Consider the following 13,001-nt stretch of genomic DNA (forward strand, 5'->3'; position numbering starts at 1 on the left):
AACCTGACTAACAACGTCCGAACGATAGATTCAGAACAGAATATAGAATTACACCATGGCTAGGTGACTTTTGGGTTTACAGGGTCTTTCTTTTTTCGTCAGTATTTCCCCACGTCCATCTCTCAATTTGTCTTTGCTTTCCACGACTTGATCTATTTGTATTGATAATACTTACTGCATCACTGATAATTGCATGCCATTCATATTCTAACGATGTGTTGCGAAACCTAGATGCAAAAGCTGACGAAGAAATACACTCTACTCTTGTTTAAATCAGCGCTTGTATCTTCTTTGATTTACGGCTTCGCTGTGTTCCAATCCCTTGATAAGTTGGTAAAAAACGAAGTAGCGCAGTTTCATCTAGTCACTAAATCCATACAAGATTACAAATCCACCTTGTATATACTGGGTGTTCTTTTTGAGGCACAAATTGCGGCCAATAAAGATGAAGAAGTTGGCTACCCACTTTTCGACAAAGGGCGAGTCTACTTGCTCAATCCAGGTGAGCCACTAACTCATAATGAACGGGTTGTTAGTATGACGGCACAACGTATGTTTAATAGCATGCCCGAATTAGCATTAGGGCAAGAATACCTTTTGTATTATCGCTCCTATGAAGGAATGAAAATACTATCTAGTCATGCTTTTGGTCTTACCAACACGAATGTGAACGAAGTCTTTTCTAAAAAAATATGTTTGGAGTCGTTTAAGTGTTCAAAGTATGCGTCTCAAGAAGATTTGGATAACCGAATTGTAGTTTCCGATATCTATAGAGATAACGTAACAAACAAAACCGTTATCACCATCTCAAGCCCTGTTTATGACGAATTTGGAATGGTTGGAGATGTTAACGCTGATGTTTATCTCGATAAGTTTCCATTTCTCTATAACAAACAGTATTTTAGTACGAGAAGTGAAATAGGTCGGGAAATCATTATTGAAGACACTCGTTACCCTTTTCATCAATCAGCGCACGCGGAACGAACTCAAGTCGACGATAGGCTTAGCATTGTCTATAAAATACCCTACAGCAAAATTGTCGTAGACTCTCTTTGGATCTACTTTTCTATGGTGGCACTGTTTTTCTATGTCGTCATTCGGCTAGATGAGCTCAAGGTCAAAAGAGAAAAGTTAAAACTGGCAGAACTGGCAATAAAGTTAGATGAACTGACAGGGCTTTATAACCGTGCAATTCTTAGAGACAGTGGCATTAAGTATGCTATTGAAAAGAAGGGTTTGGCTGTCATTGTCATTGATGGCGATAAGTTAAAGCTAATTAACGATAACTACGGGCACCATGTTGGGGATGAGGCTATTGTGTATATTGCACAATGCATGCGTCAGTGTTTTCGTGAGAGTGACTATCTTATACGTAGTGGCGGTGATGAGTTTCTAGTCTTATTACCGGGGTGTGGACTGCAAACTGCAGAGCGTTTGGCCAATACATTGAGTCGAACTATACGCTCGAAAACGTTTGGTGCAAATAAGTTGACGCTTGATATCAGCTTGGGTGTCACGGTGTTGCAAGAAAAAGAGTCTCTCTCGTCAGCCATTAAGCGAGCAGATGCTTTACTGTATCAGGTCAAGCGAAACAAAGCTTAACCCTACCTTACAAATGAATTAGGCAGAATAATGCATAAAGAGCATGACTATAACTTATTGAAAGTATTAGTTTTAATATATCAATATCGCAGTTTGACCACTGTTGCTGCTGTGTTAGGTAAAACGGAAAGTGCGATCAGTAAGCATCTGTCTAAATTAAGAGAACAATTGGGTGACCCGCTGTTTGTAAGGTCGTCTAATGGGCTAGAACCTACACATTATTTAGAAAGAATAATCCCTGGTATCGAAACAGGTTTACGTTCGGTCGAACAGGCTTTGAAGCGAGGGGAAGCGTTTGACGAGAAAAACTATGAAAAACCAATAGTTGTTGCGTTAGACAATTTATCGATCGAATGCTTTGGTACAGAGCTGTTGGTCGCGCTTAAGTCTGTATTTTGTCGTTCGAGGGTCGAACTTAGAACTTGGCGTTCAGATACTTACCAATCTATTGTCGATGGGAAAACAGACATAGGTATTCAGTTCTTTAATGAAGATTGCTCCAAAGCGGTCTATCAAGCCAGTCTAATTAATGTCGAAATAGGGGCGGTTGTCGCGAGTAATAGTCATATAGATAGTTGGGAGCAAGTATTCGAAAATCCGTGTGTTTTCTTTGAAATTCGCGGATGGAACGAAACCAACCACAGGTTGATCAAACAGATGGCAAAATACGACTTATCGTTTGATTATCAGGTTAAATTGGATAATCTGAGTGTCGCCCTAGCCATGATTCAGAGAGACAATTATTCGGTGGTGTTATCCAAGCATTTGATGCCGAGTAACGGTTTTAGATTTGTGCCATTTCCGGATTACATGCAGACATTTACGCCAGTTGTGACGTGTATGAAGCAAAGTAATCGACAAAATCCATTGCACCGAAAACTGCATGACATTATTAAAAGTATCGTAAATAAGAAAGGAGAGGAGTAGACCTCTCCTGCTCAAGGTTGGCTAACTTGCTAGGGCGGGTTTCTTACTCTCAAGAACATCGTGTGAGTTGATCAATTCCACGATTGAGTTCGCTTCATACTTATCTAGAATACGAGACTTGTACGTGCTGATTGTTTTCGCACTTAATGACAAAAATTCTGAGATTTGTTTGTTGGTATAGCCTTTCTTAAGGTAGTTAAATACTACAGTTTCTCTTTGAGAGAGCACAATATTACGGCTTCGCTCTTTATAGTCAGTCTTAAATAGGTTGTAACCACGCATCACACCACTAATCGCATCACGGATAAGCGGACTGTCTTCTGATTTACTAATGTAACCGTTGACGCCCAGTTTATAAGCAGTTTCTGAGTATACTGGGTAACCGTAACTGGATACGAAGATTGCTTTACCATTGTAGCCACAAGCGTAGGCTCTGCGCATGAACTCAAAACCGTCAGCTTCTGCGAGATTTACATCTAGGATGATAAGTTCGATATTACTGTTTTTTACTAGGTTTAAAGCCGTCTGAATATTACCGGTTTGGTGGACTAGATCTAAATCATCGATGCTAGACACGATCTGAGCTAGTGCTTCCCTAACTAGCGGGTAGTTATCAATGATGAGGCAGTCTTTCGTGTTTGGATAGAGCATTCACTTTACCTTGCTATACAAATGATTGGCGAAACAGGATTGGGAAAAGAGCGCGATCATTTGTCGGTTACGTCTAAAATCTTAAGAATTATTTTTAGTGTCGAATTAACGATGCTCGGAAGTATAGGAAACAATGCACTGAAAGTGTGGAATGATGGAAATTCCAAATAGGAATAATGTCAGAATGTTGGAGTTGTTCATTTAAAACAGTAGGTTACGAAAGGTAGATAAATTGTATTTATCGTTAAGTCGTATAATTTGAGTTGACCTTGACTGTTTATATCGAAGAGATAAATGATGAGAGAAGTATAGTGATTACGAAGAATGCTATGTTTTATGTCGATTTATCATGATGTTAGCTATCTATCATTATGTGACACGACTGTTGGTAAGTTAATTACGCAAAAGTGTGATTCGCATCTTGTTTTTGCTTTTTATAGGTATATAATTACGGAGAAAAGTAATTAAATTACAAAATGCCTATTGGAGAACGAACATGGGTTATGAACTAGGTGCTGCCTACATTGGTCAAATCGCTGCAAAAAAAATGATTGACGAGATGCTATATGGCAAGCCACAACCTAAAAAAGTATCTTTCATCAAGCGAATGATGAAAAAGCTAGCTAAGTAACGGAATTCTTGCAAAAAGCCCGCGATTTAATCGCGGGCTTTTTGTTATTTCACAGTTCTAATTTTTGGTCAAGATACGTTTTTCTCACCAAACTCTAGAACGTTATCAGGTTTGCTATCGAGATTCCGCTTGCTAAGCCAACTTTCCAGATTGTCTGCGCCGCCAATATATTCATCTTCTAGCCAGATTTGTGGCACAGTAACTGGTGTTTTTAATCCTATGTGTGCCTTTACTTCGGGGATCATTCTATAAAGGGCGGCACTATCTTTAACGACATCAGAATATGTGTAAGGAATGCCAGCATCATCAAGCATTTGCTTAGCTTTGACGCAATAAGGGCAGGTTGCTTTACCATAGACAATATTACCAGAAAGCGTATCGCGCTTTGTCCACTCTTGAATAACAGATTGAACCAATACACCTCTGTTTAGGGCTTCACCTTGACTGATGACCTTACCCTCAACCATTAAAATAGGGGCGTGCCAAGCTCCAGATTTTAAAGGCTCCCACCAGTGAGACAACCAATCTTTCACTTCTAACTCAATAGGGATACCGTCCAATTCGTTATTGAAAGTGTCATTGAGAATATCTTTAGTCAATGTGCATTCACCGCATGGAATGTTGACTTTAAATGGTCCCCAACTACCTGCCCAACGATAAAGAGTGATTTTGATTGGTTCCGCCATAGTGTTAGCCTCTTGAATAATCCGTTTAATAATTAGAACTGCTAACTCAGGGTTTTATTTCACAGTCGCTGCACTTTTTCGCTTTCTAGTTTCCCACTGAGTAATAAATGCCACCGACGCTATAATTATAGCCGCTCCTAACCATAGCCGGCCTGGGGGAGCCCAACCAAAAACAATCCAACCTGCAAGCACATTCATCGGTAGCTTAGCGTGGTCAAAAGGTTGGACAAATGACGCATCTGCCACCGAATACGCTTTCACAATAGCCCACTGTGCAAGCGCGGTTAGCGATCCTGCTACGATAAGGAAGCCCCATACGACACCGGAAGAAGGGAATGACCAATCTGGTAAAGCGAGGAAAAGGTTAAATGGCGTTATCAGTAGCAGCAGGTATACGACCATAGTTGATGGCGAGTCATCGGAAGAGAGCTTTTTCACCATAAGTGAATAACATGCCCAAAAAAACGCTGCGCCAACAGGAAGTAAGGATGCCCAACTGAAGTTATCGGACCAGGGTTCTAGGATTATCATGGCACCAACAAAACCACACAACGTCGCAAACCAACGCGCAGGACCGACATTTTCCTTTAATATTAAACCTGAACCTAAAGTTGCAAAAAGAGGCGACGTCATCAACAGTGCAATGCCTTGCCATATTGGGACAGGATAAGCCAGTGCCCACATCCATAGTTGTATACCTATAACAGAGAGAAAGACACGAAATAGGTGTGCTGGAAAGTGTGAGGTTTGCAGCGACTGTCGAAAACCCAGTGTTCGCAGATAAGGGATGATAACTACAAAAGCGATGGCATATTGAATCAAAGCCACCATAGTAGAGGACATACCGTGGTTAATACTGACGATTTGGGCAATGTTGTTGACGAGAGCAAAGGAAGCGCCAGCTGCTAGCATCCATGCTGCGCCCTGAATAGGGTGGTGTTGTAAGCTCATAATTGACTTCTTTATTTTTTTTCAATGTTACTACGGATCTTATCAAGCACCAAATAGGTTAACGGCTGATTTATTTCTGCTACAGATCAATTATCTGTTCGAATGTTCAAATGTTATTCGATGCTATATTGATTTTTTATGCCGATTAATAGATATTTATGCCAAATTTTATGCTTGGCTAATACATAATTATGAACACTCATACTAAAGAGCATGCGCATGTTGCTGATGGCACAAAAACATGGCAGATGCCAGATACTCTTATCTTAATTTTCATTGTCGGTATTCTTGCGACAATTTTGACTTACTTTATCCCTGCAGGACACTTTGACAGTCAGCAAGTTACTTATTTGGTAGATGGTGCTGAGAAGTCACGTACTGTCATCGACCCTCACTCATTCCAATATGCGACTGATGAAAATGGTGATTTGGTCTATCAGTCAGTCGGGTTATTCGCATCGGGTGGCGGCATTGGTTTAATGAACTTTGCTTTTGAAGGACTAGTTTCTGGTTCTAAGTGGGGTTCTGCGATCGGTGTAATCATGTTTATGCTCGTGATTGGTGGCGCATTTGGTATTGTGATGCGTACTGGTACGATCGATAACGGTATTCTACGTTTGATTGATAAAACCAAAGGAAGTGAAGCACTCTTTATCCCTGTTCTTTTTGCTTTGTTCTCTTTAGGTGGCGCGGTATTCGGAATGGGAGAAGAAGCCGTTGCCTTTGCCATTATTATTGCTCCGCTTATGGTACGTCTTGGCTATGATGGTATTACTACTGTAATGGTGACGTACGTAGCTACGCAGATTGGTTTTGCTACCTCATGGATGAACCCGTTTTCAGTGGCTGTTGCTCAAGGTATCGCTGGAATCCCAGTTCTCTCTGGTATGTCGATGAGAATTGCTATGTGGGTTGCATTTACCATCATAGGTATTGTGTTCACTATGGTGTACGCATCTCGAATCAAAGCAAACCCAGAATTATCATATAGTCACCGTACCGACATCTTCTTTAGAAAACAGACAGACACAGTGCAAGAATCACGCTGGAATCTTGGTGATACTCTCGTTCTGACCACTGTTGTAGCAACGACCATCTGGGTTGTCTGGGGGGTGGTAGCACATGCATGGTATATCCCAGAAATTGCTTCTCAGTTCTTCACCATGGGTTTTGTTGCGGGACTGATTGGTGTGGTATTCCGCTTGAATGGTATGACCCTTAACGATATGGCGGACGCTTTTAAAGAAGGTGCTGGTATTATGTTAGCGCCTGCTTTGCTAGTAGGCTGTGCCAAGGGCGTTCTACTAATTCTTGGCGGTGGTACCACGGACGAATCTAGTGTATTGAATTCGATCCTTAATGGCGCTGGTGGAATGATTAGCGGCCTGCCTGATGTGGCTGCTGCTTGGTTAATGTATGTGTTCCAATCCATCTTTAACTTCTTTGTGACCTCTGGTTCGGGTCAAGCAGCGTTGACTATGCCACTGTTAGCGCCGTTGGCTGATATTGCAGGTGTCACTCGTCAAGTTGCCGTACTTGCTTTCCAATTGGGTGATGGTTTTACCAATGTTATTGTTCCTACCTCTGCATCTTTGATGGCAACCTTAGGGGTCTGCCGTATTGATTGGGGTGATTGGGCAAGGTTCTGCTGGCGCTTTATTTTGCTGCTATTTGTTTTAGCAAGCTTTGTGGTCGTTGGAGCACACTTAATGGGATTTGCTTAGGCTTAAGCATTGATTTAGTGTAGTGATCAAGCGGGCATTAGCCCGCTTTTTATCATCAGAAAGAGAAACGAAACACGTGATTGAGTCAGAAAATTTTCCTACCATCAGCTCATTAGATGTTGAAACCTTATCAGCCGGGATTCATCACTTTTGGTTTAAAGCCTCAACCAATGCTATGGGGATTGAGGTTCGACTCCCTGTGGTTGTTGCTAAAGCAGAGAAACCTGGGCCCAAAGTTGTTATCACTGCTGGTGTGCACGGCGATGAGTTAAACGGTGTTTTGACCGCTCAAGAACTTATTAGGCGTCTACCAGAAGTACTAAACGCTGGCTCGGTAACAATTGTCCCATCAATCAATCTATCAGGCATTTTAAACCACAGTCGAGATTTTCACTCATCAGACCCTGATTCATCTCCGGCCAATCTTAATCGTTTTTTCCCCGGTAATCCGAATGGTGATACAGCCAATCGCTATCTTGATACAATTTGGACACGGTTATTAAAACCAAATGGTGAAATCGCTATCGATTTGCATACACAAACGCGTGGTGCTACGTATCCACTGTATGTGTTTGCAGATTTTAGGTTGGAGCAAGCGTTGGAGATGGCTCGACTCATGGAGCCAGATGTTATTCTAAACGACCCCGGTGATCGCGGTGTGTTGGAAACCGTCTGGAATAATTCGGGTGTTCCTTGCATAACAGTAGAAGTTGGAATGGGTAAAGTGACTCAACCTGAACTCATCGAGAGAGCGGTGTGCGGCATCAAGCAAATACTTGTTAACCAAGGAGTGATTGAAGGAGAATCACCAAACGTTACCCCGTGTGACATCGAAGGGAAAGAAATCATCAGCGTTCGTGCTAATAAGGGTGGTTTTGTTTTACCACAAGTGACCCTTTTGGAAAGAGTGGAAAAGGGACAACTTCTGGCGGTGCAATATGATAGTTTTGGTCGTATGACCGACAGTTACTACGCACCTAATGATGGTACCGTCATTAGCTACAACGTTGATAGTTTGAGAGAGGCGGGGGCTCTTGTTGTTCGCTTAATCCGATAAAGTAAAAAAAAGCCTCCCTCTATTAGGGAGGCAAAAATAGTGACCACTTGTTCAGTCTCTTCTGCCTAGATAGCATAGCTAAGAATCACCTTCTCCCTCTTAGAAAAACAACTCCGCCATGCTGAGTCTGACAAGTGCAAATGCTGCTAACATTTGTCTCTACTACTAAAGTAGTAGTTGTGCCAACTTCTTTGAAATTATAACCATCTGTTTTATTTGGATATTCTATTTATCGGTGGAAGAACGATGTGAATACTAAAACAGGATTTGGTGCAGCTGCACGAAAGTAGGGAAGGCTAGGCCAAAATGGCCTAGCCCTATTAATCTATATGCTACGTATAATCTAGAAGTCGTAACGTAGACCTAGACGTAGTGTGTTTTCAACATCATAGGCGATTTTATTGTTTGCGATGTCTGAAGAGTCACCTTTGCTACGATTGTCGATCTTGTAAGACAAATAAGTGCGTAATGACTTATTGAAGTGGTACTGCCCTGTTAGTTCAAAAAAGTCATCTTTGTCGTATTTGCTTTCACCAGCGCCTTTTCCTTCATATTGAGCTTTTGCATAAGCTGCCATAATACGGAAACCATTATCAAACTTATAAGTACCAGATAACTCGACACCATTGTAGTCGACATCAGCAGCGTTATCGAAATCGTAAGTGCCCTGGGTATAAGTACCGCCAAGAGTCAGGCTTGCGATAGAGTAACTCAGGCCGCCGATAAACTGATTGGCTGAACCGTTGTCGTTATTGCCACGGAACTCATCCTCAGAAACATCGTTCATCGCGTAGCCTAGGCCAATATCCAAACCAAATGGAGTGGCATAAATACCAGAAAGACCGTAGCCGTTTTCGTTTTTCTCTTCAGCTGCAATAGCACTCGCTTTGATAGAAAGAACATCTGAGAATACGTTAGAGTAGGCGATGGTGTTGTTGATTTGTTCATTACCCGCATTAATGAACGTTTTCTGGCCGCCAGTCCAAATTTGTCCGTCATCTGACATTTGTGAGATTTGTACACCGGCTGTATCTTGCCTACCGAATGAGATATTACCAAACTGTGTTCCAATACCGGCAAACATGTAACGCTGTTTTAGAGTATTAGTTGCAGTGTTATCGCCAGATGAATGAACACTTTGTTCAGCTTCGTAGAACCCAAATCCAGTAAGGCCATCAGTAATTTGAGTCTCACCACCAACATTTAGACGAAAGCGAGACTTGTTCGCCATTGAACCTTCGATCTCCTCCCCTTTGTCGCCAATAAAATCACCACGGAACTCAGCACGACCACCAATATTTAAGGTTGTTCCATCTTTACTATATACTTCTGCCGCCAAAGCTGAACCTGAAACCATCGCTGCTAAAACAGCACTCGCTAGAATTGCCTTTCTCATTTTTCTTACCTTTTAAGTATCAATAAAATGCGTCCTTCTTTCGGTGAGGACGTCGTCTTCTTGGGATGCGAGTAAGTTATTGGATGGGTATGACAGAAAAATGTGAGTTGTGTTACGGTTTGATTTAATTGGGGTTGGGCTAAAAAGTATGTTTAAAGGATTACGTCGGTGCAAAAAAAGGGCGTTTAATCGCCCTTTTGAAGTATGTAATGCGGCTTTTAGAAGTCGTAGCGAAGGCCTAGACGAAGTGAATCATCCGCATCTTTGGACAACGAGCTACTGTCAGCTTTTAGCATGTTGAACTTGTAGCTCAAATAAGAGTGAATCGAATTGTTGAAGTAGTATTTACCCGTCAACTCGACATAGTTGTTTTTTTCTAAGGTAGAAGAGTCTGTAGGAGAGGTGTCACTTTCTTGTTTTGCGTAAACACCTTGAGCCACAAAACCATTATCAAATTTATATTGTCCAGCGAACTCGTAACCGGTGAAATCTACATCACCAGCTGATTCTTTGACCTTACCTTGAGTGTATGTACCAGCTACATATAGTTGACCAACAGCGTAACTTAGACCACCCATAAACTGGCTTGTCTCCGCAGTATCGGTAGCACTAGTTATCCATTCGTCTCCCCCTGCATAACCTAAACCAATACCAAGACCCATAGGTAACGTGTAGATACCAGATATACCGTAGCTATTTTGATCTTTTTCATCACTCAGAATAGCATTTGCTTTCAAAGACAAAGCATCATCAGCGAACATTCCAGTATAAAGGATGTTGTTGTTAGCTTGCTCGTTACCGGCATCAATAAACTCTTTTTGAGCACCAGTGTATGTTGCAATATCAGACATTTGAGATAGCTGTACTAAAGCTGTATCTTGGCGACCAAATGAGATTGCACCAAAGTTAGTTTGAAGGCCTGCATACATGTAACGTTGTTTGAAATTGTCTGTTTGACTATTTCCTGCACCAGAGCCATCCGAATTCACGCCCTGTTCCGCTTCGTAAAATGCGAAACCAGAAAGGTCATTGGTTATCTGTGTGTTTCCGCCTACGTTCAAACGGAAACGGGAGTTGTTATCCATTGAACCGTCCAACTCAGCACCCGATGATTTACCAATAAAATCACCACGGAACTCTGCACGTCCACCAATATTTAATGAAGTACCATCTGAATTGTAGACCTCTGCAGCAAGTGCTGAACCAGAGATGAGTGCTGTTGTAATCGCCGTAGCGATGGCTGCCATTTTCATAATTCTATCCTTTGATTATTATTAACCACTGCAATGTTTCCACTGCTAGACCATTTATTGCCTTATGACATAAGTGGCCTAATGGAAGGATAGAACGCCTTTTCTAGCTTTCCTTTCTAAATTCCAAATAGTTCCCCTCTAATTACTCTTTTGTGATCTATCGCTCATAAATGACGTGCTTCATTGGCAGTTTTATAACTCACAACAAAGTAACTCAGCAGGCGTTACTCAAAAAATGGGAGATTGTTGACAAAAATGATGTGTTTTGAAGACTTAAATCTACTAATTAAACTGAAATAACAAAACGTAACTTGTTGAATTTCACGTGCTTCTCTGTCTGATAAATAACCGGAAAGTGTTTAAAAATGTGAATTTAATCACTCTAAAACAACAAAAAACATAAATCATCCTCATCTAAATGGTTGTTTTAGATCGTTTTACGTTTTTTCTAATTATCTTAACTTGTTGTATTTTAATGATTATATAAAATAGAAAACACTGTTTTTAATCTTTTACGTCTTTTTATGAAGCCTTTGGGAACTTTAGGGTTAGAGTGATTTCCGTCATGTTAATCCAGCGTTACATCAAGTCGGGTTACATGCATGGGTGTTATGTCTGTGTACGTAACAGCTTTATGTGCGTTATGTCATTCGTTGAAATGACACATAAAACTTGAAATATGGAAATCCCAATGAACAAAAAAATTATTGCATTAGCAGTTTCTGCTGCAGCTTTCGGTACTACTGCTCAAGCAGTTGAGCTATACAACCAAGACGGTTCTACTTTCTCTGTAGGTGGTCACGTTTCTGTTGGCGTTCAAGATTCTGAGAAAGGCGATGCTGGTGTAAACTCTGTATCTCCACGTATTAACTTTGAAGCTACTCAAGATCTAGGTAACGGCTTTACTGCTGATGCTAAAGGTGAGTGGGCTCTAAACATGCTTGACGGCGGTGATAACTCTTTCACTACTCGTCTAGGCTACATTGGTGTTAGCCACGCTGAACTAGGTCGCGTAGCGGTTGGTACTCAGTGGGCTCCATACTACACAGCTGGCGGCGTAGCTGACCTTCCAATCGCTTTTGCGAATGACTTCCTATACGACAACCATGGTGCCCTAGGTACTGGTCGTGCAGACGCTATGCTTGCTTACACAAACGCATTTGATTTTGGTAACGCTGGTGCATTTAACTTCGGTCTAGGTTGGCAAGGTGCTAACGACATCGATAACACAGATATTCCTAGCGGTGTTCTTACAGGTAAGTACGACCTAGGTCAACGTGGTCAAGTTCAACTTGGCTATGATGTAGCTGGCTTTGGCATCAACTACGCGTACACTGGCGGTGATATTACTTCAACTGGCGCAACTCCTGCTCTAGATGATAAAGCGCAATCTCACCTAGTTTCTGCTAAATACGGTACTTACGGTAAAGGTCTATACGTAGCAGGTGTTTATGCAATGAACGATTACATGAACAGCTACAATGGCCGACAGCTTGAAGATACTAAGGCTTATGAAGCAATCCTAGCTTATGGTCTATCAAACAGCCTAAACCTATCTGTAAACTACGAAGCAGTTAAGAACGACGGTGATACGCTAGGTTCTGGTTACAATGGCGAAACTATCTACGCAACTTCAGCAATCCAAGCTGAGTACGACGTAACTACTCGCATGCGTGCATATGCAGGTTATGAATTCGACCTACAAGGTACTGGCGCATTCAAAGAAGACCGCGACAACATGTGGATGGCTGGTGTTCGTTTCTTCCTATAATGGAAAGCTAACTACCTAATTTCAAAAACCCGCTCTAAGAGCGGGTTTTTTTGTTAGACAAACGCCTTAGTGAATGTAAGTGCTGAGTGTTATTTAGTGCATAAATGCGTTTGTGGTAAAAATATCTTACAAACTCTAGTAAGTTGTCTAAATTACTAATCAATTTACTTGTAACGTGTTGTTTTTAATGAATAAAAATAGCAGTTACTTTATACTCTAAAACTTCATTTCATTTCACATCACTTCTGGGAACTCTCTCTTTAAAGTATCTCCATATTACAAGTTTCAAGTTTTTAACGAATTGTTCATCAGTGTTGCGCACAGCACCTATGAGCAATACGGCATTAACACC

11 protein-coding genes are annotated in these 13,001 nt (G+C 41.4%); 6 read left to right on the forward strand and 5 right to left on the reverse strand.

Annotated features, from left to right (window positions below; translation table 11 throughout):
- Positions 1 to 231: 231 nt before the first annotated feature.
- Positions 232 to 1,602: a sensor domain-containing diguanylate cyclase gene (locus tag HOP38_RS19370; protein WP_198558738.1), complete on the forward strand. Its 1,371-nt coding sequence runs from the start codon at positions 232 to 234 to the stop codon at positions 1,600 to 1,602.
- Positions 1,603 to 1,632: 30 nt separating this feature from the next.
- Complete coding sequence (locus tag HOP38_RS19375; RefSeq protein WP_006069065.1) at positions 1,633 to 2,529, forward strand: LysR family transcriptional regulator; 897 nt, start codon at positions 1,633 to 1,635, stop codon at positions 2,527 to 2,529.
- Between the two features lie 21 nt (positions 2,530 to 2,550).
- Here the strand turns inward: HOP38_RS19375 and HOP38_RS19380 are convergent, their stop codons facing one another.
- Complete coding sequence (locus HOP38_RS19380) at positions 2,551 to 3,180, reverse strand: response regulator transcription factor (RefSeq protein WP_006069064.1); 630 nt, start codon at positions 3,178 to 3,180, stop codon at positions 2,551 to 2,553.
- 496 nt (positions 3,181 to 3,676) lie between these two features.
- On the opposite strand from HOP38_RS19380, the gene HOP38_RS26165 reads away from it, so the two are divergent.
- Positions 3,677 to 3,811 (forward strand): hypothetical protein, encoded by a 135-nt coding sequence (locus tag HOP38_RS26165; RefSeq protein ID WP_006069063.1) that lies wholly within the window; start codon positions 3,677 to 3,679, stop codon positions 3,809 to 3,811.
- A gap of 68 nt (positions 3,812 to 3,879) precedes the next feature.
- On the opposite strand, the gene HOP38_RS19385 is transcribed toward HOP38_RS26165, so the two are convergent.
- Both HOP38_RS19385 and HOP38_RS19390 read right to left on the reverse strand, forming a co-directional pair.
- A complete protein-coding gene (locus tag HOP38_RS19385; RefSeq protein ID WP_006069062.1) occupies positions 3,880 to 4,497 on the reverse strand; it encodes a glutaredoxin domain-containing protein in 618 nt (205 codons plus the stop codon).
- A 54-nt stretch (positions 4,498 to 4,551) separates the two neighbouring features.
- On the reverse strand, positions 4,552 to 5,448 hold the full coding sequence (locus HOP38_RS19390; RefSeq protein ID WP_006069061.1) for a DMT family transporter: 897 nt from the start codon (positions 5,446 to 5,448) through the stop codon (positions 4,552 to 4,554).
- Positions 5,449 to 5,696: 248 nt separating this feature from the next.
- Here HOP38_RS19390 and yfcC point away from each other — a divergent pair, with 248 nt between their 5' ends.
- Positions 5,697 to 7,172 (forward strand): putative basic amino acid antiporter YfcC, encoded by a 1,476-nt coding sequence (yfcC, locus tag HOP38_RS19395; protein ID WP_207105483.1) that lies wholly within the window; start codon positions 5,697 to 5,699, stop codon positions 7,170 to 7,172.
- 76 nt (positions 7,173 to 7,248) lie between these two features.
- The gene (locus HOP38_RS19400) at positions 7,249 to 8,229 is read left to right on the forward strand and encodes a succinylglutamate desuccinylase/aspartoacylase family protein (RefSeq protein ID WP_198558740.1); all 981 of its coding nucleotides are present in this window, start codon (positions 7,249 to 7,251) and stop codon (positions 8,227 to 8,229) included.
- 343 nt (positions 8,230 to 8,572) lie between these two features.
- Here the strand turns inward: HOP38_RS19400 and HOP38_RS19405 are convergent, their stop codons facing one another.
- Positions 8,573 to 9,625, reverse strand: coding sequence for a porin (locus HOP38_RS19405; protein WP_198558741.1), 1,053 nt, complete (start codon positions 9,623 to 9,625; stop codon positions 8,573 to 8,575).
- A 218-nt stretch (positions 9,626 to 9,843) separates the two neighbouring features.
- Positions 9,844 to 10,878, reverse strand: coding sequence for a porin (locus tag HOP38_RS19410; RefSeq protein ID WP_198558742.1), 1,035 nt, complete (start codon positions 10,876 to 10,878; stop codon positions 9,844 to 9,846).
- A 691-nt stretch (positions 10,879 to 11,569) separates the two neighbouring features.
- On the opposite strand from HOP38_RS19410, the gene HOP38_RS19415 reads away from it, so the two are divergent.
- A complete protein-coding gene (locus HOP38_RS19415; protein WP_124941873.1) occupies positions 11,570 to 12,649 on the forward strand; it encodes a porin in 1,080 nt (359 codons plus the stop codon).
- The last annotated feature ends 352 nt before the right edge of the window (positions 12,650 to 13,001 follow it).

It is taken from the genome of Vibrio mediterranei, assembly GCF_013364395.1.
GTDB lineage: Bacteria > Pseudomonadota > Gammaproteobacteria > Enterobacterales > Vibrionaceae > Vibrio > Vibrio mediterranei.